We start from the raw sequence: 23,572 nt of genomic DNA on the forward strand, positions 1-23,572 counted from the left end.
TTTTTGGATTCCATTTCGAGTCTCGAAATTTTTGATATTGTTGGCTCTATGCTATAATTTATCAAGCGTATACTCAGAAGAAAGCAGGAATTGTATGAAAAAAAATAACCCTTTTATTATATATCTCTTAATGTTCAACATGTTTATCATTATGGCTGGTATTGGCCTTATCGTGCCGATTATGCCGAAATACTTAGAGACATTTGGAGCGGCTGGACAAGCTCTCGGCCTTATCATTGCCGCATTTGCGTTTGCGCAATTTGTATTTTCTCCTATCGCAGGAGACCTTTCAGACAAATACGGAAGAAAAAAATTAATTGTCATTGGACTTGCATTATTTGGGATTTCACAACTATGGTTTGGTACCGCTACCCAAGAGTGGATGTTATATGCTGCACGCTTCATAAGCGGTATTGGCGGGGCATTTTTAATCCCTCCTACTATGGCATTTGTTGCTGATATTACCTCCTATGAAGACCGCGGTAAAGGAATGGGCTATATCGGTGCCGCCATGTCACTAGGCTTTATGATTGGCCCAGGTATTGGGGGCTTGTTCTCTGCAATTAGTTTAAACTTCCCCTTCTACGTATCTGGAGCCACCGCATTTGTAGCAATGGTGTTCTCAATCTTTGTGCTGCCGGATATTCGCAATAAAGAAGTGGCTGAACCGAATAAAGCAAGGGAAAATATTGTTCAACAAATGAAACGATCTTTCCATACACCTTACTTTGTAATGCTCCTGATTATTTTCATTTTCTCGTTTGGAATCTCGAACTTTCAAGCAACCTTTGCTCTTTATATGAATTATAAATTTAGTTTCACTCCCGAACAAATTGCGATTGTCTTGACTGCAGGAGGGTTTGTTGGCGTTGTCATACAAATGTTCCTAATTGAAAAGCTGTTCAAACATTTTGGAGAAATGGCAATAATCTTGAGCAGTTTAGCATTTGCTGCTGTAACATTGTTTGGTATGCTGTTCGTTAACCAATTCTTCAGTATCTTATTAGTAGCAACTTTATTCTCAATAGCAGTTACACTCATTCGTCCAGCAGTAAATACCGTGGTGTCGAAGTTAGCTGGACAAGAACAAGGTTTTGCAGCAGGTATGAATAATGCCTATATGAGTCTAGGAAACATGGTAGGCCCTGCTCTTGCTGGGATTCTATTTGACATCAACTTCAATCTACCATTTACAGTTGGTGCAGTCGTCCTCTTAGGTACTTTCTTTTTAACCTTCGGCTGGATGAAGAAAAAAGACATCAATTTACAAGAAACACAAACAGAGCAAGGTGCCCTTTAAAGGGTACCTTGCTCTGTTTCTTCTGTTGCCATCTTCACAAAGCTGGCTACTTGAGGTAATTCAAAAGCAGCATCATAACCAATCAACCAAGTATCGCGAGTCAATTCGAACGCTGGGTCTTCGTGAATTAAAGGTATCTTGTTTATTTGATCATAGTCGGAAAGTGTAATGGAAGGAAGAATTGCATAACCGAGCCCATTAAGCGCCATCTGCTTGCATGTTTCGATTTGATCGACAACTATTTGTTGCTTTGGAGTCATTGAAAAATTTTTCTGCCACCATTGTTGAATCTCTTGGTAATAGCTAGAGTCACTCTTAAATTGAATAAAGGGTTTATTGGACCGTTTCACTTGTTCAAGAGACGTCATTTCTTGGTCTACTAAATACAATGTGTCTCGAAACAAATGAATTTTCTTCCCTTTCCATTCAGTTTGCCCTCTCACAATGCCAATTTGTGCTTCCCCATCCACTAAAGAACGAACAATCTCTGAACTCCAACCAGTGTGTAAAGAAATTTTTGCTTCAGGATAGCTGTTTACATACTTTTTCAACACTGTTGGCAACCAATTTTGCCCCACAATGGATGCGCAGGCTATTTTCAAAGTGCCATGAACTTTGGAAGAGAGCAGTTGCACTTTTTCTAAAGCTAATTCCCTTTTTTGAATAACATCTTGGCTCAGTTCAAGCACGATTTCTCCCGAAGGAGTTGGCAATAACCCTTTTTGAGAACGTATAAATAATTGGGTACCCCATTCTTTTTCGATATTTTGTAAGCGTTGAGATAACGCCGGCTGAGTCAGGAACAACTTCTCAGCAGCCCGTCTCATATTTTGTTCTTTTGATAAGATCACAACGATTTCATAATCAGAGTACATCATTCATCTCTCCCCACAGATAAAAAGACCCTTGCTTAGAAGGGTCTCAATTTAATCAAGTGACAAATAGAGTTGTTTTTTTAATTGTTTCATAACTACACGACGCGTCATAATCCCAAGAAACGTATCTTCATCGCCTACAACACATACATAGGGATGGTTGATCAGTAAATCTAATGCGCGTTGGAACGTATCACGTTCATTTATCTTCACAAAATCACGAGTCATAACTTCATCAACTTTAATGGAATCTAATCTTTCATATTCTATCCGGTCTAAGCCTAATATTTCATCTGTAATTTGTTGTACACTGATCATGCCATGCATTCGATACCGCATATCCAAAACGGGAATCGATGAGTAACCAGTCTTCGTTAAGACTAGTAGAGCATGCTCTGTATTATTGCCAAGTTGCACATGAGCAACTTTCTCAGATGGAATAATGAACTCTTTGATCGGGAGCTTAAGAAAATCTCTTGAGCTAACTGATAGCATTTCTATCTACTCCTTTTTTCTGCTCTTTCATCATATCACAGAAAAAAATGGAATACTAAAATTTAGTCAAAACGGATGACTATTTAACCATTGTCCACCATCTAACGTAACAATCTCTCCATTCATATAAGCTGCTTTATCTGAGACGATAAACGAAGCTAATTCTGCAATTTCTTCTGGCTTGCCAAGACGCCCTAGAGGAACAGAGCGAAGCGTTCTTTCCGCAGCTTCTTGAGATTCCCATAATTTATCGGCTCCTCCTGTTCGCTCAATAGGACCTGGTGCGATACCGTTTACTCGAATACCATACTTACTACCCCATTCCACAGCCAGAGTCCTTGTAAGCGACATGACACCTGCTTTAGCCGCTGCTGAATGTGCAACTCCAGCACCTGCACCCCAAGCGTATGTGGCCAGCATATTAAGAATCGATCCTTTTTTGCCATTTTCAATCCAATAGTTCCCAACAGCAGTTGAACAATAGAACGTTCCATTAAGCACTATATCAATTACAGCTTTCCAGCCATTCGGACTCAGGTTTTCAGCAGCCACTAAGAAGTTACCTGCTGCATTGTTTACAAGAACATCTACCGTTCCAAAACGCTCTACAGTAAAATCCACCATTGCTTTTGCATGCTCAGGGTCCCGTACATCCATTTGAAAGATGTCAATATCTCCGCTTTTTAAAAACTCTTCTTTCACTGCCTGTAGTTTTTCTAAGTCTCTTCCCGTAATGACAACTTGGTTGCCTTCTTTTATAAATTTTTCAGCCATGTATTTTCCCATACCTGATGATCCACCTGTAATAATAACCGTTTTGCCCATACAATCCCCTCCAAATTGAATGAATATTCACTCATAATAGTACAGGACATTGCCGTTTGTTTCCACACTTTTCTGCTATACTTAAGGAGGAGGTGAATTCGATGACTATTTCTAAACAAAAACAAACCCAATTAGCTCAAGCTCTTTACACTGTTAATCGGCACGTAAAGACGGCACAAGATAAAAAACCTTTATACCAATTAAAAAAAGATACATTAATTAAGTTGATTGAACTTGGCTATGCCAAAAAAACAGGACTTCATTTTTCAGAAAATCCTACTCGAAGCAAACAACATTCGACTACATTGGTTGAATTTGATTCCTATCTTTTTCATCTACCTTCAAGCCCAGAGGATAAAAAATTACCTCACTTAGGAAAACTTGACTTTGATTATTCTAACCCTGCTTCAAAAATGAGTCTGCAGCATGCAAAAAAAGAATTAGAGAGCTTTCTCGGCCTACAAGTTGTTAGCCCACAAGTTAAAAAGAAGACAGTACCTGCTTTTTATACCTCACTATCAACCACACCCTCTCCTTCAGAATATAGAAGAGCTCAAAAAAACCCATTTAAAAACTAGTGAAGCTTGAAAAAAATAATCAGTAGCTTCTCTTGAAAAAATTCAAGAGAAGCTACTGATTTAATTTACCACTGCTTTTTATAATGACGAATGAGCGCCTGAGTGCCCTCATCTTCAAATCCTTCAGTTATAAGATCATCATACAAAGACTTTACACGTGTCAAACCGGGTAACTTGATACCCATGCGTTCTGCTTCACTTAAGGCAATACCCATATCTTTCACAAAGTGCTTAATGTAAAACCCAGGTTGATAATCTTCCGCTATCATTTTTGGTCCAAGGTTTGATAACGACCAAGATCCTGCAGCTCCCTGCGTGATCGATTCCAATACTTTATTTAAATCTAATCCAGCTTTTTTCCCATAAGTAAGCGATTCACAAACAGCGATCATTGTAGAAGCAATAGCTATTTGATTACACATCTTTGTATGTTGTCCGGCGCCAGGTGCACCGTGATAGACAATATTCTTGCCGAATAATGTGAAAAGTGATTGCAATGATTCGACCGTCTTTTCATCTCCGCCAATCATAATGGAAAGCACACCTTGTTGTGCGCCGATATCGCCACCTGATACAGGGGCATCAATCACTTGAAAACCTAATTTCTGACCTTGCTCCGCTAAATTGCGAGCAAGTTCAGGTGTAGAAGTCGTTAAATCTATAAATGTTTTGGCACTCGTGGATTCAAACAAACCTTGATCACCTGTATACACTTGATCTACATCTTGAGGATAACCTACCATTGTGAATACAACTTCAGCTTGGTGAGCTACTTCAGCTGGCGATCCATACCAAGATGCCCCTAATTCAATCAGTTCTGCCGCTTTTTCTTTCGTACGTGTAAAGATATGTAATGTATGTCCTGCGTTTAATAGATGCTTGCAAATGCTTGCACCCATCACACCAGTTCCAATAAAACCAATTTGCATAATAATCCCCTTTCTATTTGCTTTCTCTGTTCTATTATACACGACAAAAAAAGAGAACCATTCAATAAATTGAATGATTCTAAAAAGGGGGAAATGAGAATGTTGCTGTGTTCTATATTAGTATTGCCATTTGTCACAAGTCATAAACCTATTTTTTAGTATTATTTTTAAATTCTTTATAGTATTGATTAATGAGCTGATCCAGCTCTTCACTTAGGCGAATGGTCGATTCATCAGACAGACCCTTTTCAGATGCACATTGTATCATATCTTGTCTGATTTGCTCCATTCGAGTGAGTAATGCGTTTGTCATTGTGCACCTCCCATCCACTTTTTAACAGTGTACACTATCTTTATACTTCACTTCAATCATGTTCTTGCAGTCGGGCTCCAAACATATTTCACTGAACCACCAGGATAAGCTGTTCCAATGAAATGTTTAAAATCCTCCCTTTTCATCAGTTGTTCACGCACTTCTAGAAACTCTTGTTTAGTGAGTAGTATTTCCTTCAATTCTCCTGCTTTTAATTGTTCAAATTGTTTCATTCTATACCTCTTGTCTTATTTTTATAGTTTTCCCTTTACGAAGCTCACGGTTTAAGGCAAACTGTGAATATAGAGAAGGGGGTCATTTCGTTGAAAATAGCTGAAATTGGAAATATTATAGAATTTAAAGATGGTTTACAAGGTGTTGTTGAAAAAGTAAACGAAAATTCAGTAATTGTAGATTTAACTATCATGGAAAATTTTGATGAACTTGAGATGGAAGAAAAAACAGTTATCAATCACAAGCGCTATAAAATAATACAAGGCTCTGAAGAATCAGATCAAGAACCAAATGTAGATGAAGAATTAGAGCAAGAATCAGATCAAAATCAAGAGCAATAAACCGCCTGACCATTTGGTTTTGCGGTTTTCTTTCTTAGTTCATTTTGGAAAGGAGCTTTGAATTGCAATCATTACAATTTTATAAGTTTTTAACAATTCTTGCTATAGCTTTTGGATTCTTTTTTTTCACATTTCAAGATAAAGAAACATTTTGGTACTTTTATTCATTCACCATCTTATTTTTGATGGGTGTCTCCTTACTATACGCAAAAGTTGAAGATGAAGTCCAAACTCTTGAATATTTATTGCTTGGTGTTGGGTATGGTACAATCACTTACTTTTTATTCGCAGCAAGTTATTGGATTTTAGACAGTATACCATTTTTATCAGTCCGTGAAATCCACCAATTTTTGGAGCAGTTTGGTCCTAATACAATCTGGCATTTCATGCTGCTATTTTTCATCATTGCGCCAGCAGAAGAATTTTTTTGGCGAGGTTTTGTCCAACAATACTTAAAAAACTATTTACCAACTTTTTATGCTGTTGTTGCAGCTTCTATACTATTTTCAATTTCTCTGTTAGTCGGTGGTTTTGTTTATGGAGCAATTGCAGGGTTTATCGTGGGTTTACTTTGGGGCCTTTTATACGAATGGAAAAAAAGTATGCCTCTGCTCATCGTTACACACATAACAGCATTAATTCTTTTATTCTTGATTCTACCAATCCTATGAAACATTTATCAGATGCATCCGTCTACTACATAAAGGAGTGAACGCTATGAAGTATTGGAAACATCTTACGGCACTAACGGCACTTATAGTCCTATTAGCAGCTTGTGGCTCCACAACTAATGAGGAAGCTGAACCAGTACCTACAGAGGAAACAGCTGGTGAAGAAAGCACTTCCCCTGAGGAACAACAAACTGAAGAAACTGACGAAGAAGCAACTGAAGAAGCTACCGAAGAAACGTCAGAAGAGACAACAGCAATCGGAGAGCGTGTTGAAAGTGATAACCAACCTTTTTCACTAGAACTTATGGATGGCTATTCTTTAACGGCTGAAGAACCAAATCGAGATGTTATTTACTTCGATGCAAATGATGCCGTCTTTATGCGTGTAGAAACGTTTAGCAAAGATGAAGCAGATCGAGGACAAACCATCGAGACATTACAACAGACCATTCAAGCATCAGATGCGGAAGGTTCTTTGATGGAGATCGCAACACCAGCGAAACTTCCAAATGTAGATATGCCAATAGGCTATGAAATGATGATTGAGTCAGGTAAGGTTACTGGTTATGTATTTGAAACTGAACTTCATTTAGTTCGAGCAACTATCTATGATAGTGCGGAAGATATGAAAACAGGGGATTATCTACAAATGCTTTCTACTTTCCAGACTCATGAGTAACCTTTTAGGAGACTTGGACAAAATAAAGTATAAGAACTAAGCTAGTTAGAAGTTGAGCGGAAATCAAAGCAAATAAAATCAGCAGATTCTCTAGAATTCACCCTAGAGAATTTGCTGATTTAATTTTGTCTTAAATTTTTTAGTTCCATCATTAGTTCTCAAACAGATAAATTTTTAATTGATAGCCCTAATCTTTTCAGTAACACTGTTAACGTTTCTTTTTCCTCACTAGAGAGTACATTTAACAATTCTACTAATTGAAGTTCATGCTTTGGAAATAATTCGTCCATGAAAGAGCGTCCTTCTGCTGAAATTTCAGCATAGGTGACACGACGGTCTTCGTCACTAGCTATTCGTATGATTAACCCTCTTCGTTCTAGTTTATCGACCACATAAGTTATTGAACCACTTGCCAGTAGAATTTTGCTGCCGATTTTTTGTAAAGCCTGTCTTCCTTTATGATACAAAAGCTCTAATACAGCAAATTCAGTAGGGTTTAAGCCATTATCCTGAAAAAACTGATTTGTTGCCTCATGCAATACTTTATGAGACCTGGAAAGTACTATAAACAATTTTAATGCCTCTAAACGTTCCTTTTCAGACACCATAGTTGTCCCACCTATCTCTATTACGCTGTCTCCAATTATAGTGCCTAGTACATAAGTTGTCAAAACGTGTTTGCTAAAAGGATAGGGAAATAGAAGTAGAAACTGGCACCCCCAGCCAAGTTATTGGACACCTCAACTCTTCCCTTCATATCTTCCATCACACGAGCTGCGTGTGCAAGGCCAAGACCTGTACCTGACTCTTTTGTCGTATAGAAAACTTGAAAGTATTGTTCAAGATTAGTTAAATCGACTCCGGTCCCTTCATCATGAATACTAATTTCAATTTCATTATCACGGGAATCTACAACAACTGTAATGGTCCCTCAGTCTTGCATGGCTTCTATTGCATTCTTAATACTATTAATTAAAAGCTGCTTCATTGTGATAGGATCCGCATAAATCTTTTCTACACTTGTACGGTGAATCCGTTTCAACTCAACTCCATATAACAACGCTTGAGGACTCATAAAATCCACGACATCCATGACTAGCTGCTGAAGATTTATTGTCTCCAGAGTATATTGTTTCGGTTTGGACAGCATCAAAAATTCATTCAATATCTTATCGATGCGGTCTATTTCCTGCTGTATGACTTGCAAATATTTGGTCCCTCTATCATTTGTTTCAGATAGCATTAACTGTGTGAAACCTTTTAAAGATGTCATGGGATTGCGAATCTCATGAGCAATGCTAGCAGCTAATTCTCCTAAATTTGTTAGAGATTCTGCTTGAGCGAGTTTTTGTTGAAGCGATAATTTTTCAGTACAATCTGCCAGTTGGATAAAATATTTGTTTTCTTCTGTAATTTTATGAATGTGAACTGTAAGATACTTGCACAAACCTCCTCCTGAACTTAATGAAGTGTCTAGTTCATGATACCCTTTTTCAGTTAACCCCTTTTTAATTGAAAAAATATCAGCCGGTGTTATTGTTAAGATATTTATGAGCTCTGTAAAGGACTGATTGATCAGCTGATTTTGTGATAGACCTAATTGAATAGCGGCTTGTTGATTCAACTCCTCAATTCTTCTAAACTCGTTGATTATAATGATTCCTGAAGTAAATTTATCAAACATATACTCATACTTCTTCTTATAATATTTCTCAATAATCACCGACTTTTCCCCTTCCAACCCAATTTAACAACTAATTCTGATTATTCCATATTATCACACTAATGTGCATGGGTATTTAAGCCTATATTGTCGACAAGTTTAGCCTGTTAGAATATATATGGTGAAAGGAAGATTCCATGAAGACATTATTAGCGACATTAAATGCAAAATATATTCATACTAATTTGGCAATTCGTCATCTAAAAGCGTATTGTGAAAATCAATTTTCAGTTGATCTTAAGGAATTTACAATCAAGGATCCTATCCTCTCTATTGTCAGTGAAATTTATCAACAAAAACCTTCTATTCTGGGGTTCAGTTGTTATATCTGGAATATCGAAGAGACCTTAAAAGTTGTGGCCATGTATAAGACGATTTCTCCAGAGACAGTCATTGTTTTAGGTGGTCCAGAAGTTTCTTACGATACTGATTACTGGTTAAAAAACCATAGAGAAATCGACTATATTATTATAGGTGAAGGCGAAGAGTCATTCCGCCAATTTCTTGAATTTCAGTCGGGTAGTCGTGATTTCAAAGACGTAGCAGGAATCGCTTACTTAAAAGAGGATTCTTACAAACTTCATATGTTACCGGCTAAACTTGATTTGAGACAATCACCTTCACCCTACCGTGACCCATCAGACATCCCTCACTTAGCAAAACGTGTCACTTATGTAGAAACGAGCAGAGGTTGTCCATTTTCTTGTCAGTTCTGCCTCTCTTCCATCGAAGTGGGTGTGCGCTATTTTGCACGAGAGCATGTCAAAGAGGATATTCGTTACTTGATGGCGAATGGTGCAAAAGTCATTAAATTTGTAGACCGCACTTTTAATATCTCACGCAGCTATGCTATGGAGATGTTCGAATTTTTAATTCAAGAGCATAGACCGGGTGTTGTCTTCCAATTCGAGATAACTGCTGATATTATGCGTCCTGAAGTAATTCAATACCTGAATGATAACGCGCCAAAAGGATTGTTTCGATTTGAAATTGGTGTGCAATCTACGAATGATCACACGAATGATTTAGTTAAGAGACGACAAAACTTTGAAAAATTGACGCGCACCGTCACGATGGTACGCGATGGCGGAAAAATTGATCAACATTTAGACTTGATTGCCGGCCTTCCTGATGAAGATTACAATTCATTCCGTAAAACATTCAACGATGTGTTCGCTCTGCGACCCGAGGAGCTTCAATTGGGCTTTTTGAAGCTTTTACGCGGAACTGGCTTACGTATAGACTCAGCTATCTATGGCTACCAATATGTCGATCAGGCACCTTATGAAATTGTCGGAAATAATGTACTGTCATTCAATGAAATCATCAAAATCAAACAAGTCGAAGATATATTAGAGAAATATTGGAACAGCCAAAAATTCCAACGAACAATTGAGTATTTAGTCACAGCAGTGTTTGATACGCCTTTTGATTTCTTTCAACAGTTTGGCTCTTACTGGGAAAGTCACAACTGGTCACGCATTGGACACCAGTTTGATGATTTATTCAAACGTCTAAATGCTTTTCTACTTTCAGTAGACAAAATGGATGACCATGTCCTGACAAATATGAAGTTAGATTTTCTTGCCCATCAAAAATTCATCCCTCGACAAGTGTGGTGGAAAGAGACGCTATCACCTGAGTCCCGTTCGAAGATTTTGCATGCAGTAATTGCTCAACGTGAAAGCTACAACTATTTGGTAGAACAACAACTCCATGAACGAGAACTTTTTAAACAAGCATTTGTTACAGAGCTCGTTGTAGACGGTACGTTAACACCCATTGTTTATTTCTTTGGGCAAAATCATCATTGGTTCACACTTCAACCACACGAAATAAACTAGGAAAAAATTAATAGAACTCAACATACGCAAAAATCAGCAAATTCTCTGGAATTCTAGAGAACTTGCTGATTTTAATTTTGTCTTAACCTCTTTTTTAACCAATAATTACGCGTTCTTTTGGATAGTGGAATTTAGTTGTGTTCGATTTACCACCAAGCGTGAACAAGAATGAAATAATTCCTACCCTACCTATAAACATGAGTAACATGATAGTAAATTTCCCAACAGTGGATAAGTCATCCGTAACTCCCAAGGACATCCCGCAGGTTCCGAAAGCACTTGTGATTTCAAAAATTAATGCGGTGATAGGAATTGTAGGCTCCGTCACTGTTAATAAAATAGTAGCAAAAATCACCATCATTGCTGCAAGTAAGATGACAGCATAAGAGCGAAACACGTCAATTAGATGAATCTCTCGACCAAAGATTTGAATTTGGTTTTTCCCTCGTGAAAAGTTAATTAGAAATAGCAACGCAATTGCAAATGTCGTAGTTCGTATTCCTCCACCCACTGAACTGGGTGAAGCACCGATAAACATTAGAAAAGACATGAAAAAGTTTGTTCCTTGATCAAACAATTCTATATTCATTGTGGTGAGGCCACCCGAGCGTGATGATACAGAGTGGAACAACGCCCCAAATATAGCATCATGCCAAACCATGTAGCGGAAGGTATTAAAGTATTCCAGAATAAATATCCCGATGGCACCAATTACAAGTAGGGCTGCATATGTAGCAGTTGTAATCTTTGTAAAAAGTGAAAAACGGAACGTTTTGTTTTTATTTGATAAGAACTCTTTAACCTCGATCAATACAGGGAATCCAATCGCTCCCATGATAATTAATAACATGTGTATCGATTGAACAAAATAATCGCCTCTAAATGACTGCAAAGAATCTCCATTGATATCAAAACCACCATTGGTTGTGGCAGAGATTGTCGAGAATATGCCATTTAAAATGGCGAAACGGGGACTTTCATAAAATTGCATAAAATATAGAGATAAAATTGTTGCCCCGACAAGTTGAATAAGTAACAAAATTTTAACAATCTCACGAATTAGTTTTACAACACCAGATAGGTTGGGTTGATTGTGATCAATCATAATGAGTTGACGTTCACGTAATCCAATCTTTTTCCCGGCCAGTAGCCAAATGAATGTACCAATCGACATGATACCAATTCCACCGAGTTGCAGAATCATCATAATTATTACGTAACCAAAGACTGTGAACGTATCGGCAATATTGACAGGTGTTAGACCCGTTACACTGACAGCACTAACTGCCACAAAAATAGTATCAATAAATGAAAGAGACGCATCTTGTTCTTTCACTCCTGGTAGTGACAACAAACCTACTGAAATAGCTATCGCTATAAAATAATAAGACACGATAATTTGCGCAGGTGTAAAACTTTTCGTTGAAGGTAGTGGTACTTGCTTCATAATCGTGGCTCCTTCTTCTTGATACCCTTTAGTATAGAAAACTCCACAAAAAAAAGATAGGATTTCTCCTATCTTTTCTATAAATTTTCGTCAGCAGTTTTGCGATTTTGTCGAACGCCTAATAAATAGCCGCCAACTGCAATAACTAACAGTACACTCCAGAACACTAATTTCCATTCAGTAGAGTGCGGGAAATGTTCGTCTAAAATTCCGACATCTTCATGTGAAAGAGTTAACACAAGTAACTTCACACCTACCCAACCTACGATTAAAAAGGCTGCTGTTTCAAGTGAAGGATATTTTGCTAAAAGTTTAACAAACTTGTGTGCCGCAAAACGCATGATGATTAATCCAACAACCCCACCAAAGAACATAACAGCGAACTGACCACCATTGATTCCACCGATTTCGACGTTTCCAACTTCAGGTAACGTAACAGCAATCGCAACCGCTGCTAGCATTGAATCGATTGCAAATGCGATGTCTGCCAGTTCTACCTTTAGAACTGTCATCCAGAATCCAGAACCTTTTGTTTCAGGACGGTGTGTATCCGCTAACTGTTCTTTATGTTTTCTCTGATCCCAAATATGTTTTATGGAGATAAACAATAAATAAGCTGCTCCGATTGCTTGTACCTGCCAAATGTTTACTAAGAAAGTAATTAAGAACAGGGCCGCAAAGCGGAAGATGAAAGCACCCATAAGTCCGTAAAATAAAGCTTTTTTCTGTTGCTCTCTTGGTAAGTGTTTTACCATAACTGCCATAACTACTGCATTATCTGCGGCAAGAAGCCCTTCTAAAATGATTAGTACGAGTAATACCCAACCATATTCTAATAATACTGCTTCCAACTTGTTCACTCCTCTAATTTTTTCAACAAAAAAGACCTATGCCTAATAAAAGGCAAAGGTCTTGCTAAGCAGATGCGATCTACCAATCATAACCGATGGCTGAGCCACAAGATGACGACTATGAAATAGGGCTATACCCTAAAGCTACTCCCCTTTGACAAAGAGTCAAGGTCTATTCTGTTATGAAAACAGTATACCACATCGCTAATTTGTGTAAATTTTTTTTAAATTGTTTGAGAAGTTTTTTTACGAGTCTCTTGGTCCAGCAGACTATAGATGATTGGCACGATATATAGTGTGAAGAAAGTACTCGATGTCAAACCACCAATTACAGCAATTGCCATCGGTTGGTTGATTTCCGTTCCTTCTCCAATACCCAATGCAAGTGGTACCAATCCTAGAATCGTCGTCAATGCCGTCATAAGAATTGGACGAATCCGATCTTTGGAACTAGACACTATGGCATCATAAGAATTCATGCCTTCTGCTTTTCTAGTGTTTATAGTATCTACCAACACGATACCGTTATTCACCACAATTCCCACGAGTATCAGCACCCCGATTACTGCTGGAATACTTAATGGTGTTGAAGTGATGAATAAACCAATTCCAATCCCAATGATGATCAGTGGAACTGTGAATAAGATGACGAAAGGATATTTAAAAGATTCAAATTGAGCTGCCATAACAAGGTACACTAGAACAACGGCTAAGATGACGGCTAAAATCATATCAGCTGCCGCATCTTCCAATAGTTCGCGGTCACCACCAAAGGTTACTTCTACAGCCTCTGAAAGTTCAGCATCTGCAATGATTTCGTCAATTCGCGTCGACATATCGCCTAGTGTTTGGCTAGACTCATAAGTTAACTCCACTGTCACTGCTTGTTGCTGATCGACTTGTCGAATAGATACTGGAGAAGCAACGGTTGAAATTTCAGCAACATCTTCAAGTGCCACAAATTCACCAGAAGGTGCGCGTAAATTAAAGTTTGCCAGCTCACCTGCTGATTCATAGGTATCCATAGGGTATTGAACGAAAACGCTATATACCTCATCTTGTTCAGTTACCAATTGAGTTGCAAACACACCACGAGTAGCGTCCGTAACTGTCTGTGCGATTTGAGCAGGAACAAATCCATAATCCAGCGCTTGTTGACGGTCAATCGTTATGACTACCTCGTCTACTGTGTCTGAAAAATCACTGGATACTTCTGTTACATACTCTGCTTCTCGAATACTCGATTCAACTTTCTCTACTGCTTGTTCCAATTCTTGATTATCTGATGACGTCATGGTGAATGTTAACGAATTTGGTGTGGAACCTGCAGCTGTTTGCAGCGCAAATTCGACTTCCGCACGTTCTCCAATCGTTTCTTCCACGGTTGGTTTTACATCGTCAACGAATTCAAAGATTGAACGTTCACGTTGATCAAGGTCGACTAATTTCACGTAAATTTCAGCTTCATTTTGAGAACCTGACCCTTGCGATTGACCCTGTTGAGTGCTACCAATCAAGGATGTATAAACTTCTACATCTTCTTGGTCTTTAAAAATTGTTTCCATTTCTGAGACGACCTCTTCTGTTCCATCTACTGACGCGCCATTTGGTAATTCGACTCGAACAGTAACAAATCCTTCATCCGTTGCTGGTAAGAACTCTGTACCTACTCGAAGAAGTCCTACTACTGACACACCAATTAATACGGTTGTCATCACTAGCAATAAAATACGGTGACCAAGTGCCCATTTAATAGAACGCTCATAATTGCTATAGGCACGAGAACGACGTCTTTTTGCTTCACTGTTTCCTTTTGGTTTTTTTAACAACAAGCTCGCTGCCATTGGAATAATGGTTAAAGCTACTACTAATGATGCAAAGAGACTAAAGGATATTGTCAATGCAAACTCTGTGAACAATTGGCCTATTAGACCAGATAAGAAGATAACTGGAACGAATACAGCTATTGTTGTTAAAGTAGAAGCTGTAATCGCTCCCGCCATTTCCTTCGTACCAACTAATGCTGCCTCTTTGCGATCTTTCCCTAGACCCATATGTCTTTCGATATTTTCGATGACTACAATGGAATTATCGACCAACATACCAATCCCTAATGCAAGAGCACCTAGAGTCATGATATTTAGTGAAAATCCTGTGAAGTACATAAGCACAAAAGTAACAACAACTGAGTACGGGATGGCAGCTCCGACAATGATTGGACTGCGTATGCCTCGTAAGAATACAAACAAGATAATCATGGCAAACAATGCACCAAACAGTAAGGATTGCCCTATATTGTTTATGGCAAGTTTGACATAGTCTCCTTGGTCAAAGAGAATGTTTGCTTCCACATTTTCATACTTTTCTTGACTTAAAAGATCATCTACATTTTCTTGAAAGTTAGTGGATACGCTTGCTGTGTTAGCACTTGACTCTTGGAACACAGAAACTAGTATCGCAGGTTCGTCGTTAGCTCTAGTAATTGTGCCTTGAGAGCGTTCGCCTACTCGAACATCCGCCACATCAGCCACTGTTACCGAGTCACCTGTTAGAGGATTCACTGTGATAGCAAGTCCCGCAACATCCTCTGCAGAAGTCACGCTGGATACTACTCGAGTCGTTAGTTTTTGATTATCTTCGGTTTCGATTGGTTCCCCTGGTAGAGAAACATTTGAAGCCTGAATTGCTTGAACAACGTCTGACAGTGCAAGTCCTTGTTCCTCGAGAACTTCAGGATCTGTATCCACAATGATGTCTTCAATCATTGTTCCTGAAATACTGACACTGGCAACGCCATCTGTACGAAGCAATTGCTGCTCGATTTCATCGGCTAACTCTGCAATATTTTCTTCACCTGTTGAATTGATGGCAAGTTGAATAATCGGAAATTGAGCGGGATCAAATTTTAAAAACCGTGGTTGTTGGGCACCTTCAGGTAAGGGAATCAAATCGATTCGTTGAAGTATGTCTAATTGGACGTCATCAATATTTGTGGCCCAATCAAATTGTAGTAGTATAAAATTAGCGCCTTCTTGAGACGTACTGCTGACGGATTCAATCCCTGGCAGTGTACTGAACTGAGATTCCAAAGGCTTGGTGAGCTTCTCATTTACTTCAATTGGGGAAGCTCCTGAGTAATTGGTTACCACTACACCGATTGGGGGATTTAGATTAGGAATGAGTGTTACCGGTATTTTTGTTAAAGACACTCCTCCCAAGATGAGAATGACCAGCATGGTAACAATCGTAAAGACTGGTCTTCGAATTGAAAATCTACTTAAATTCATGAGGTGAACTCCTTCCACGTGCATTACTTTAATCATAGTTTTATATGACGAATATTACAAACTGCAATACTTGCGTCACACAAAAAAGCGAACAACTTTGACATAAGTTGTTCGCAATTGATTAAAGCAAATTATACAGTTTAATATGTTCGTATTTATCTTGGAACCAACGCATAGCAAAATCATTTTCAAATAAGAATACATACCGGTCAAAGCGGTCTCGCACTAACATACTGCGTGGCCCTGTCATCGACTCTTTTACTTCCTCTTCGTTCTCAATCCAGCGCGCAACTTTCGAACCGATTGGCTCCATTCTTACTTCAACATTGTATTCATTCTTCATGCGGTGTTCAAAGACCTCAAACTGCAGTTGACCTACTGCGCCTAGAATGACGTCCTCTGTATGCAATGTTTTGTAATACTGAATAGCCCCTTCTTGAACAAGTTGAAGGATCCCTTTGTGGAAATGTTTAGATTTCATAACATTCTTAGCCGTTACTTTCATAAACAATTCAGGTGTAAATTGAGGAAGTTTTTCAAATTCAAAAGCTTTCTTCCCGCCAACTACCGTATCCCCAATTTGATAATTACCCACGTCGTACAAACCAATAATATCTCCAGCAACTGCTGATTCCACTGTTTCGCGATCATCCGCTAAGAATTGCGTCGACGAGCTGACTTTAAAGGATTTTCCTGTACGAGCAAGAGTAACCGTCATTCCTCGATTAAACTCACCAGAAACAATACGCACAAAGGCAATGCGATCACGGTGAGCAGGATTCATATTGGCTTGAATTTTAAAGATGAACCCTGAAAACTCTTCATTTGCAGGTTCTACAAGTTCACCTTCTCCAGTCAATCGCGGTTGTGGTTTAGGCGCAAAATCTAAATAAGTTTCTAAAAATGTTTGCACACCAAAGTTTGTCAATGCACTTCCGAAAAACACAGGTGTTAACTCACCGCGTTTAACTCGCTCTTCATCAAAGTCGTTTCCGGCCTCCGCTAACAGTTGAATATCTTCCATCGCTTGTTTGTAATACGAAGTTTCTTTCATAGAATGGTCTTGAATAAGTTCTCCATCTTCATCCACTTCCATGAAACGCTGGTCTTCTTCTGTACGGAATTGTTCGATACGATTATTGTAGCGATCGTAAATACCTAAGAACTCTTTCCCCATACCAATTGGCCAGTTCATCGCATAAGAATCAATCTCAAGAACTTCCTCAATTTCTTCCATTAGAGCTAGAGGCTCTTTGCCTTGTCGATCAAGTTTGTTGATGAATGTGAAAATTGGAATACCACGCATTCGACAAACTTTAAATAGTTTTAACGTCTGGGCCTCAATTCCTTTAGCTGCATCCACTATCATGACTGCACTATCTACTGCCATCAATGTACGGTACGTGTCCTCAGAGAAATCTTGGTGACCAGGTGTATCTAGAATATTGATTCGGTTAGAACGGTAATCAAATTGCATAACAGAAGATGTTACAGAGATCCCACGTTGTTTTTCAATCTCCATCCAGTCAGAAGTGGCAAATTTACCCGACTTCTTCCCTTTTACTGTCCCTGCATCTCGAATGGCACCACCAAAGTAGAGCAGTTTTTCAGTCATCGTTGTTTTACCAGCATCTGGGTGAGAGATGATTGCAAATGTCCGTCTTCTTAATATTTCTTCTTTTGTATTCATTATATATTCTCCTTCATTTTTGCCTATCTAATCATACGTATTTTTAGTGCAGATGGCAAGTTATACTAATGGAGACTGGATATAACAGTGCAATAAACGGTACGTAGCTTCTAATGATTTTTCATGCGTTCTTTCGTAAGCGTGTGATGATTCAATACCTGCTCCACACAAGGCATGTTTAACATCAATTCCAGCAGACACTGCAGCAGAAGCGTCGGAAGCGTAGAACGGATAAATATCGACCTTATACGGAATAGAGTGATCTTTAGCTAGTTGAATCAAATGGGAAGTCAATTCATAGTGATAGGGCCCTGAACTGTCCTTTGCACAAATAGATGCCGTAAACTCATCAGATGCTTGCCCATCTCCTAAAGCTCCCATATCAACAGCTAAATACTCGCTTACATGTTCAGGGATCGATGAATTTCCACCATAGCCGATTTCTTCATTGGTAGAAATATAAAAATAAGTATCAACAGGAAGCGTTTCCTTGCCAGATTTACATTCTTCCAACAGCGTCAATAAGAGCGCTACACTTGCTTTATCATCTAGGTGGCGAGATTTAACGAAACCACTGCTAGTATGTTCAAAACGTGGATCGAAGCTCACAAAGTCGCCTACCTCGATTCCACTAGCTGCTGTCTCTTTGCGGGAAGTGACTACTTCATCTAAACGTACTTCAATATTATCGTCAGAACGATCTGTCTGGCCAGATTTTGCATAGACATGGACCGAGGATTGGTGCATCAAAATCGTACCTCGGTACGTTTTACCAGAGCGAGTGAAAATGGTACACGTTTCATTCTCTACTGCGTTCCAATTAAAGCCGCCTACTTTTGACAGTTTCAATCGGCCATCAGCCTTGATCTCTCTCACCATAGCTCCTAGTGTATCCACGTGAGCCGTCACTAAACGTGCTTGGTCTGAACGAGCACCGTGCACTTTAACAATGACAGCCCCTTTGTTAGTTTTATGAACATCGTAGCCTAAATCAGTTATGTATGTTTCAATCCAGTTTACAATGTCCTTAGTGAATCCTGTGGGACTTGGTATGGATACAAGTTGCTCCAATAAAGTTATTACCTTTTTCATAGATATACCCCCATTTCTTCCTCTTTTATCATACCAGAATGTATAGTCAACATGAATGTTTCCTGCTACACTTCTTGTATAGATACTAGCGGCAATCACTATTCGTTTGTCCGGAGGGGGTACAAATGGATAAACAAAGATATCTTCAAATTCGTCTTCGCTATTTTTCAAGTCTGATCAGTGTATTTGTCATCATTCATCTCGTATTTGCCACATTACATACTCAGGTCCATTCAGACTATTTCTATGTTTACTCGGTTATTTATTTGGTGTTTTTAGGGTACTTGATCAGAGCTAAAACAGTATCATCATGGTCACCTTATTTATTCATCGTTACATTAAATGTCTACATCATGCTGGAATATACGACTGAGATGAGTTATTCCTATGTCATTTTTCTAGCCTACCCAATTTTCATTGCAACCTATTTTCAGCTACTCCCGGTCATCTTTCTCGTCATCGGCTTGACGTATGTTGAATTATTTTTTATTTTTTCTCAACTTTCCTCCGGATTTTCTAACCAGCTTTCCAGACATGATGTGGAGTTGGTATTATTCTTCTTTTTCATGCTTCTAAGCACAACCATCTTGTACATGTGGGTGGAAAAGAAAATTTTGCAATCCATCAATTCTCAAAACGCTTTAATGAAAAATCAGCTATTAAGTCAAGAAGGCTATTTTCGATTGTTTTTTGATACCGCCAAAGATGGGATTGCTGTGTTCGATTTGTCCAATAAATTAATTGACCTCAATCCTGCCTTCGAAGAATTATATGGCTACGCAAGACATGAGGTTTTAGGTAAAGAGATCTTCTTTGTAGCTCCCGAACTGGAAAGCCAAGCGCGAGAAAGAGTGGATCAAATACAAAAAGGCAATGTTTTTCATTTTGAGTCTCAAGATATGAGAAAAGACGGTAAACTGATTGATGTTCTATTAACGCTCTCCCCTATCCATGATAAAAAAGGAAGCATTATTGCGATGTCGTTAATTTCTCGTGACATCAGTTTTCAAAAAGAAACAGAAAAATTAAGGTTACAAACAGAAAGACTTCAACTTGCAGGAGAAATTGCAGCGGGAGTTGCACATGAAATACGCAATCCTATGACCGTGATTTCAGGATTCATACAAATGATGAACAAAAACGAGACTTCTTCCTCTTACCGGTATACAAAACTGATTGAAGGGGAAATTAAGAGAATCGACTACATTATTAGTGAATTTTTACAGCTATCAAAGCCTTCGCCATCACTTCATGAAAAGTTTTACCTACGCTCCGTATTAAATGATGTGTTGCGATTGTTCGAGCCTCAATTGCAAAGTTCTCGCATCACATTGCACCATAAATGGAATGCACATGATATGTGGTTACAAGGAGATGAGGCACATGTTAAACAAGTCTTCATCAATATTATTAAAAATGCGGTAGAGGCCAGTGAGGACACAGGAGACATTCACATTTATAGCTATTCCAAGAATCACGAAGATTATATTGTGGTTGTGCGTGATACAGGTACAGGTATGACCGAGGAAGTTATTGAAAACCTGTACAATCCTTTCTTTACTACAAAAGCTGAAGGAACAGGACTGGGTATGTTGATTACTCAAAAAATCATGGCCGATGTCAATGGAAAAATTGAAGTGGACTCTGAAGAAGGCAATGGAACAACTTTCTTTTTACATTTTAAAAAAGTGACACCTCCGGGTGAAAGCAATTGACGAAGAGGAGGCTCACGACGCGCCCACGGAACGCAGCCCCGGAACGGAACTCAATATATAGGAAAAATCAGCAAATTCTCTGGAATTCACCCTAGAGAACTTGCTGATTTATTTTTGTTCCAATCTCTTTGTTTTGTGTTGCTTACGTTACTACAACGTTATACTACCTTATTTCCAAATAAAATTTTTTCACTATTTTAGTACGGAACGAACTAATTTTACTTTTGATTTATACGGCGGATAAAGTAGATTGATTGGTAGTTTGGTACTCTTTTTTAAGATTGATTTCTGATGAGTAAATTGGTCAAAGCTGGCACGTCCATGGTAAGAGCCCATACCAGAAGTACCAACACCACCGAACGGTAGACTGACACTACCAACATGGGAAATCGTATCATTTATACAGCCCCCACCGAATGGGAAGGACTCTACAAAATAATCTTGTGCACGCTCGTGCTCACTAAAGAAATAAGCAGCAAGCGGTTTTGGTAATTTACGAATATCATAGATAGCGCGGCTTAAATCCGTGTATGTCAGAATCGGTAATAGAGGTCCAAACAATTCATCTTCCATCAGTGGATGATCAAAATTCTCTACTTCAAATAAGGAAGGTTCAATGTACAGGTCTTCTCGATCGGTTTGGCCACCGTGTACTAAACTATCTTCTGACTTAGTTAGCAAGTCATGCAATCGGTCAAACTGTTTATGATTCACTATGCGACTAAAATCAGGACTTGTTTGAGCATCTTCTCCATAAAAAGTAGCAATAGTCTCTTTCAGTTTGGCAATGAATGGTTCTTTCACACTCTCATGCACCACTAAATAATCTGGCGCCACACAAGTTTGGCCCGAGTTCATAAATTTACCCCAAACGATTCTCTTTGCTGCTACGTCAAGATTGGCTGTATGGTCAATAATTGCTGGTGATTTACCTCCGAGTTCCAAAACTACTGGTGTTAATCGCTCAGCTGCAGCTTTCATGACGACTTTCCCTACTTGCACACTGCCCGTGAAGAAAATCAAATCAAACGGTGCGTGAATCAACGTGGATGTTTCTTCTTTTTCTCCCTCAACTACACGGATGTAATCTGCAGAGAACGTATCTTCAATTAACGTGCGTACCACTTTTGTGACATGAGGAGTGGCTTCAGAAGGTTTGACGACTGCCGCATTACCTCCCACGATAGCACCTATTAAAGGCTCCATCACTAATTGGAAAGGGTAATTGAAAGGTGCGATAATCAGACAGCTACCATAAGGTTCATGAATCAAATAACTTTTAGCTGGTTGTAAAACTGTTGGTGTTTTTACACTTTGCGGCTTCATCCAATCTGCTAAGTTCTTTTTCATGTAAGAGATTGATTCATAGATAATCCCTATTTCTGTTGTAAACGCCTCAAATTCACTTTTTCGAAGATCTTGATGGAGAGCTTCTAAAATTTCTGGTTCAAACTTTTTGATAGCTTGCCGCAATAATTCTAGTTGTTCTAATCGAAATTCTAAAGACTTCGTCTCACCTGCGTAAACTTTATACTGTTGTTCTTTAATCCAACTTTCCACTTGCTGTTCAGTGAAATTCATCGAATTCCTCCCATCTACTCTAGTTACAAGTATACGAGGAAACGTTTTTTGAGACAATGAATCAGCATTCACCTCTAGGTCTTTCTTCTTATTTTTAAATTTTAAGTGTTTAATTAGCAAAAAATATGGGTAATTTTCAGACAACTACATATACCATTAACAAGAGAGAAAAAATAAGTGAGGAGGAATAATGATGAATGAAACAAGAAATTGGTGGGAAGAAGTGTTTACAGGTCCTATTTCACTCGGATTAAACAAAGAAAAGATGGCTGAATTAGAAGAAGAACAGTTCATTTACTTTGCTGCTACTCAAGAACAAGAGGAAATTCCAAGACACTCTTAGGGTGTCTTTTCTTTTTTTATGTATGCTATTCTAAAGCAGGTGATAAGATGAAAAAAATTAATTGGATTATTTACCTCCTCCTGTTTGCTAGTTTAGCTGGCTGCACGTGGCTAGAGCCTTCCGGTGAACAACAAGAGGTAGAACTGGTTGAGGTAGTCGATGGCGATACGATTCGTATAAACTGGCAAGGGAAAGAAGAAAACGTTCGCTATTTACTAGTTGATACGCCAGAGACCAATCATCCTCGATTAGGAAAACAACCATTCGGTGAAGAAGCGAAAGAATTAAATCGACAATTGTTAGAAGGCAAAGAATTAACTATTGAAGTTGATATTGGAGATCAATACGATGATTATGGCCGTTTACTAGCGTATGTTTATGCAGATGGTGAGCGTGTCCAAGATCAATTGATTTCAGCTGGACTAGCACGAGTGGCTTATGTCTACCCTCCGAATACTCGCTATTTGACTGAGTTAGAGGAGCTTCAAAAACAGGCACAGCAGCAAACGATTGGAATATGGGAATATGACTATTATGTAACAGACCGTGGCTTTGATGCTTCTTCTTATGAGCAACAAGGATCTGATTGTTTGATTAAAGGTAATATTAATCGTTCGGGTGAAAAGATTTATCACGTCCCTTTAGGCCGCTATTATTCTCAAACGAATCCAGAAGAATGGTTTTGTTCAGAACGCCAAGCAAAAGATTCTGGTTTCCGAAAATCAATGGATTAAAAAAGCCTCCCATTTGGGAGACTTT

General features: G+C 38.7%; 23 protein-coding genes. 9 read left to right on the plus strand and 14 right to left on the minus strand.

All coding sequences use genetic code 11. The features are described from left to right. Positions 1 to 94 precede the first annotated feature (94 nt). Complete coding sequence (locus MKY84_RS10575) at positions 95 to 1,300, plus strand: MFS transporter (protein WP_342525965.1); 1,206 nt, start codon at positions 95 to 97, stop codon at positions 1,298 to 1,300. Here MKY84_RS10575 and MKY84_RS10580 read toward each other — a convergent pair. From MKY84_RS10580 to fadH, 3 genes are all read right to left on the minus strand, one after another. Continuing rightward, entirely contained in the window at positions 1,297 to 2,175 is an 879-nt protein-coding gene (locus tag MKY84_RS10580) for a LysR family transcriptional regulator (RefSeq protein ID WP_342525966.1), read from the minus strand. The genes MKY84_RS10575 and MKY84_RS10580 overlap by 4 nt on opposite strands. 51 nt (positions 2,176 to 2,226) lie before the next feature. Then, positions 2,227 to 2,670: a cyclic-di-AMP-binding protein CbpB gene (cbpB, locus tag MKY84_RS10585; protein ID WP_342525967.1), complete on the minus strand. Its 444-nt coding sequence runs from the start codon at positions 2,668 to 2,670 to the stop codon at positions 2,227 to 2,229. Between the two features lie 66 nt (positions 2,671 to 2,736). Further along, the gene (gene fadH, locus MKY84_RS10590) at positions 2,737 to 3,495 is read right to left on the minus strand and encodes a 2,4-dienoyl-CoA reductase (protein ID WP_342525968.1); all 759 of its coding nucleotides are present in this window, start codon (positions 3,493 to 3,495) and stop codon (positions 2,737 to 2,739) included. 101 nt (positions 3,496 to 3,596) lie between these two features. Between fadH and MKY84_RS10595 the strand changes: the two genes are divergently transcribed. Beyond that, entirely contained in the window at positions 3,597 to 4,073 is a 477-nt protein-coding gene (locus MKY84_RS10595; RefSeq protein WP_342525969.1) for a YkyB family protein, read from the plus strand. Positions 4,074 to 4,138: 65 nt separating this feature from the next. On the opposite strand, the gene MKY84_RS10600 is transcribed toward MKY84_RS10595, so the two are convergent. The 3 genes from MKY84_RS10600 to MKY84_RS10610 form a co-directional block, all read right to left on the minus strand. After that, positions 4,139 to 5,002, minus strand: a complete 864-nt coding sequence (locus MKY84_RS10600) for an NAD(P)-dependent oxidoreductase (protein WP_342525970.1) — start codon at positions 5,000 to 5,002, stop codon at positions 4,139 to 4,141. Positions 5,003 to 5,150: 148 nt separating this feature from the next. Continuing rightward, positions 5,151 to 5,315 (minus strand): aspartyl-phosphate phosphatase Spo0E family protein, encoded by a 165-nt coding sequence (locus MKY84_RS10605; RefSeq protein WP_342525971.1) that lies wholly within the window; start codon positions 5,313 to 5,315, stop codon positions 5,151 to 5,153. Between the two features lie 56 nt (positions 5,316 to 5,371). Next, positions 5,372 to 5,548 (minus strand): hypothetical protein, encoded by a 177-nt coding sequence (locus MKY84_RS10610; RefSeq protein WP_342525972.1) that lies wholly within the window; start codon positions 5,546 to 5,548, stop codon positions 5,372 to 5,374. 90 nt (positions 5,549 to 5,638) lie between these two features. On the opposite strand from MKY84_RS10610, the gene MKY84_RS10615 reads away from it, so the two are divergent. The 3 genes from MKY84_RS10615 to MKY84_RS10625 all read left to right on the plus strand — a co-directional run bounded on the left by MKY84_RS10615 (position 5,639) and on the right by MKY84_RS10625 (position 7,240). Beyond that, a complete protein-coding gene (locus MKY84_RS10615) occupies positions 5,639 to 5,890 on the plus strand; it encodes a DUF2187 family protein (RefSeq protein ID WP_342525973.1) in 252 nt (83 codons plus the stop codon). A gap of 62 nt (positions 5,891 to 5,952) precedes the next feature. After that, positions 5,953 to 6,561: a type II CAAX endopeptidase family protein gene (locus MKY84_RS10620; protein WP_342525974.1), complete on the plus strand. Its 609-nt coding sequence runs from the start codon at positions 5,953 to 5,955 to the stop codon at positions 6,559 to 6,561. Between the two features lie 46 nt (positions 6,562 to 6,607). After that, positions 6,608 to 7,240, plus strand: a complete 633-nt coding sequence (locus tag MKY84_RS10625) for a hypothetical protein (protein ID WP_342525975.1) — start codon at positions 6,608 to 6,610, stop codon at positions 7,238 to 7,240. 158 nt (positions 7,241 to 7,398) lie between these two features. Here the strand turns inward: MKY84_RS10625 and MKY84_RS10630 are convergent, their stop codons facing one another. Further along, positions 7,399 to 7,848, minus strand: coding sequence for a MarR family transcriptional regulator (locus MKY84_RS10630; RefSeq protein ID WP_342525976.1), 450 nt, complete (start codon positions 7,846 to 7,848; stop codon positions 7,399 to 7,401). A 323-nt stretch (positions 7,849 to 8,171) separates the two neighbouring features. Further along, positions 8,172 to 8,963: a histidine kinase dimerization/phospho-acceptor domain-containing protein gene (locus MKY84_RS10635; RefSeq protein WP_342525977.1), complete on the minus strand. Its 792-nt coding sequence runs from the start codon at positions 8,961 to 8,963 to the stop codon at positions 8,172 to 8,174. Between the two features lie 137 nt (positions 8,964 to 9,100). Between MKY84_RS10635 and MKY84_RS10640 the strand changes: the two genes are divergently transcribed. Continuing rightward, positions 9,101 to 10,807: a DUF4080 domain-containing protein gene (locus MKY84_RS10640; RefSeq protein ID WP_342525978.1), complete on the plus strand. Its 1,707-nt coding sequence runs from the start codon at positions 9,101 to 9,103 to the stop codon at positions 10,805 to 10,807. A 94-nt stretch (positions 10,808 to 10,901) separates the two neighbouring features. On the opposite strand, the gene MKY84_RS10645 is transcribed toward MKY84_RS10640, so the two are convergent. The 5 genes from MKY84_RS10645 to MKY84_RS10665 all read right to left on the minus strand — a co-directional run bounded on the left by MKY84_RS10645 (position 10,902) and on the right by MKY84_RS10665 (position 19,174). Continuing rightward, a complete protein-coding gene (locus tag MKY84_RS10645; protein ID WP_342525979.1) occupies positions 10,902 to 12,254 on the minus strand; it encodes a TrkH family potassium uptake protein in 1,353 nt (450 codons plus the stop codon). Positions 12,255 to 12,331: 77 nt separating this feature from the next. Continuing rightward, positions 12,332 to 13,105 (minus strand): TerC family protein, encoded by a 774-nt coding sequence (locus tag MKY84_RS10650; protein ID WP_342525980.1) that lies wholly within the window; start codon positions 13,103 to 13,105, stop codon positions 12,332 to 12,334. Positions 13,106 to 13,329: 224 nt separating this feature from the next. Then, positions 13,330 to 16,392, minus strand: coding sequence for an efflux RND transporter permease subunit (locus MKY84_RS10655; protein WP_342525981.1), 3,063 nt, complete (start codon positions 16,390 to 16,392; stop codon positions 13,330 to 13,332). 121 nt (positions 16,393 to 16,513) lie between these two features. After that, a complete protein-coding gene (locus MKY84_RS10660; protein ID WP_342525982.1) occupies positions 16,514 to 18,082 on the minus strand; it encodes a peptide chain release factor 3 in 1,569 nt (522 codons plus the stop codon). Between the two features lie 60 nt (positions 18,083 to 18,142). After that, positions 18,143 to 19,174 (minus strand): M42 family metallopeptidase, encoded by a 1,032-nt coding sequence (locus MKY84_RS10665; protein WP_342525983.1) that lies wholly within the window; start codon positions 19,172 to 19,174, stop codon positions 18,143 to 18,145. A 125-nt stretch (positions 19,175 to 19,299) separates the two neighbouring features. Here MKY84_RS10665 and MKY84_RS10670 point away from each other — a divergent pair, with 125 nt between their 5' ends. After that, the gene (locus MKY84_RS10670) at positions 19,300 to 20,889 is read left to right on the plus strand and encodes a PAS domain S-box protein (RefSeq protein ID WP_342525984.1); all 1,590 of its coding nucleotides are present in this window, start codon (positions 19,300 to 19,302) and stop codon (positions 20,887 to 20,889) included. A gap of 192 nt (positions 20,890 to 21,081) precedes the next feature. Here MKY84_RS10670 and MKY84_RS10675 read toward each other — a convergent pair whose 3' ends face one another. Then, the gene (locus MKY84_RS10675) at positions 21,082 to 22,470 is read right to left on the minus strand and encodes an aldehyde dehydrogenase (protein ID WP_342525985.1); all 1,389 of its coding nucleotides are present in this window, start codon (positions 22,468 to 22,470) and stop codon (positions 21,082 to 21,084) included. A gap of 193 nt (positions 22,471 to 22,663) precedes the next feature. Here MKY84_RS10675 and MKY84_RS10680 point away from each other — a divergent pair, with 193 nt between their 5' ends. Continuing rightward, positions 22,664 to 22,813, plus strand: a complete 150-nt coding sequence (locus MKY84_RS10680; protein ID WP_342525986.1) for a hypothetical protein — start codon at positions 22,664 to 22,666, stop codon at positions 22,811 to 22,813. Positions 22,814 to 22,860: 47 nt separating this feature from the next. Then, positions 22,861 to 23,547 carry a thermonuclease family protein gene (locus MKY84_RS10685; protein ID WP_342525987.1) on the plus strand — a complete coding sequence of 229 codons (687 nt, stop codon included), beginning with the start codon at positions 22,861 to 22,863 and terminating at the stop codon, positions 23,545 to 23,547. The last annotated feature ends 25 nt before the right edge of the window (positions 23,548 to 23,572 follow it).

The organism is Chryseomicrobium sp. FSL W7-1435, from assembly GCF_038595005.1.
In the GTDB taxonomy this organism is placed as follows: domain Bacteria; phylum Bacillota; class Bacilli; order Bacillales_A; family Planococcaceae; genus Chryseomicrobium.

What these genes read in the sequence shown, in the direction of transcription:
- MKY84_RS10595 (WP_342525969.1), top strand. Translation starts at nt 3,597, where the DNA reads ATGACTATTTCTAAACAAAAACAAACCCAATTAGCTCAAGCTCTTTAC.
- MKY84_RS10645 (WP_342525979.1), bottom strand. Translation starts at nt 12,254, where the DNA reads ATGAAGCAAGTACCACTACCTTCAACGAAAAGTTTTACACCTGCGCAA.
- fadH (WP_342525968.1), bottom strand. Translation starts at nt 3,495, where the DNA reads ATGGGCAAAACGGTTATTATTACAGGTGGATCATCAGGTATGGGAAAA.
- MKY84_RS10675 (WP_342525985.1), bottom strand. Translation starts at nt 22,470, where the DNA reads ATGAATTTCACTGAACAGCAAGTGGAAAGTTGGATTAAAGAACAACAG.
- MKY84_RS10665 (WP_342525983.1), bottom strand. Translation starts at nt 19,174, where the DNA reads ATGAAAAAGGTAATAACTTTATTGGAGCAACTTGTATCCATACCAAGT.
- MKY84_RS10640 (WP_342525978.1), top strand. Translation starts at nt 9,101, where the DNA reads ATGAAGACATTATTAGCGACATTAAATGCAAAATATATTCATACTAAT.
- MKY84_RS10575 (WP_342525965.1), top strand. Translation starts at nt 95, where the DNA reads ATGAAAAAAAATAACCCTTTTATTATATATCTCTTAATGTTCAACATG.
- MKY84_RS10610 (WP_342525972.1), bottom strand. Translation starts at nt 5,548, where the DNA reads ATGAAACAATTTGAACAATTAAAAGCAGGAGAATTGAAGGAAATACTA.
- MKY84_RS10625 (WP_342525975.1), top strand. Translation starts at nt 6,608, where the DNA reads ATGAAGTATTGGAAACATCTTACGGCACTAACGGCACTTATAGTCCTA.
- MKY84_RS10680 (WP_342525986.1), top strand. Translation starts at nt 22,664, where the DNA reads ATGAATGAAACAAGAAATTGGTGGGAAGAAGTGTTTACAGGTCCTATT.
- MKY84_RS10580 (WP_342525966.1), bottom strand. Translation starts at nt 2,175, where the DNA reads ATGTACTCTGATTATGAAATCGTTGTGATCTTATCAAAAGAACAAAAT.
- MKY84_RS10685 (WP_342525987.1), top strand. Translation starts at nt 22,861, where the DNA reads ATGAAAAAAATTAATTGGATTATTTACCTCCTCCTGTTTGCTAGTTTA.
- MKY84_RS10600 (WP_342525970.1), bottom strand. Translation starts at nt 5,002, where the DNA reads ATGCAAATTGGTTTTATTGGAACTGGTGTGATGGGTGCAAGCATTTGC.
- MKY84_RS10630 (WP_342525976.1), bottom strand. Translation starts at nt 7,848, where the DNA reads ATGGTGTCTGAAAAGGAACGTTTAGAGGCATTAAAATTGTTTATAGTA.
- MKY84_RS10670 (WP_342525984.1), top strand. Translation starts at nt 19,300, where the DNA reads ATGGATAAACAAAGATATCTTCAAATTCGTCTTCGCTATTTTTCAAGT.
- MKY84_RS10605 (WP_342525971.1), bottom strand. Translation starts at nt 5,315, where the DNA reads ATGACAAACGCATTACTCACTCGAATGGAGCAAATCAGACAAGATATG.
- MKY84_RS10660 (WP_342525982.1), bottom strand. Translation starts at nt 18,082, where the DNA reads ATGAATACAAAAGAAGAAATATTAAGAAGACGGACATTTGCAATCATC.
- cbpB (WP_342525967.1), bottom strand. Translation starts at nt 2,670, where the DNA reads ATGCTATCAGTTAGCTCAAGAGATTTTCTTAAGCTCCCGATCAAAGAG.
- MKY84_RS10655 (WP_342525981.1), bottom strand. Translation starts at nt 16,392, where the DNA reads ATGAATTTAAGTAGATTTTCAATTCGAAGACCAGTCTTTACGATTGTT.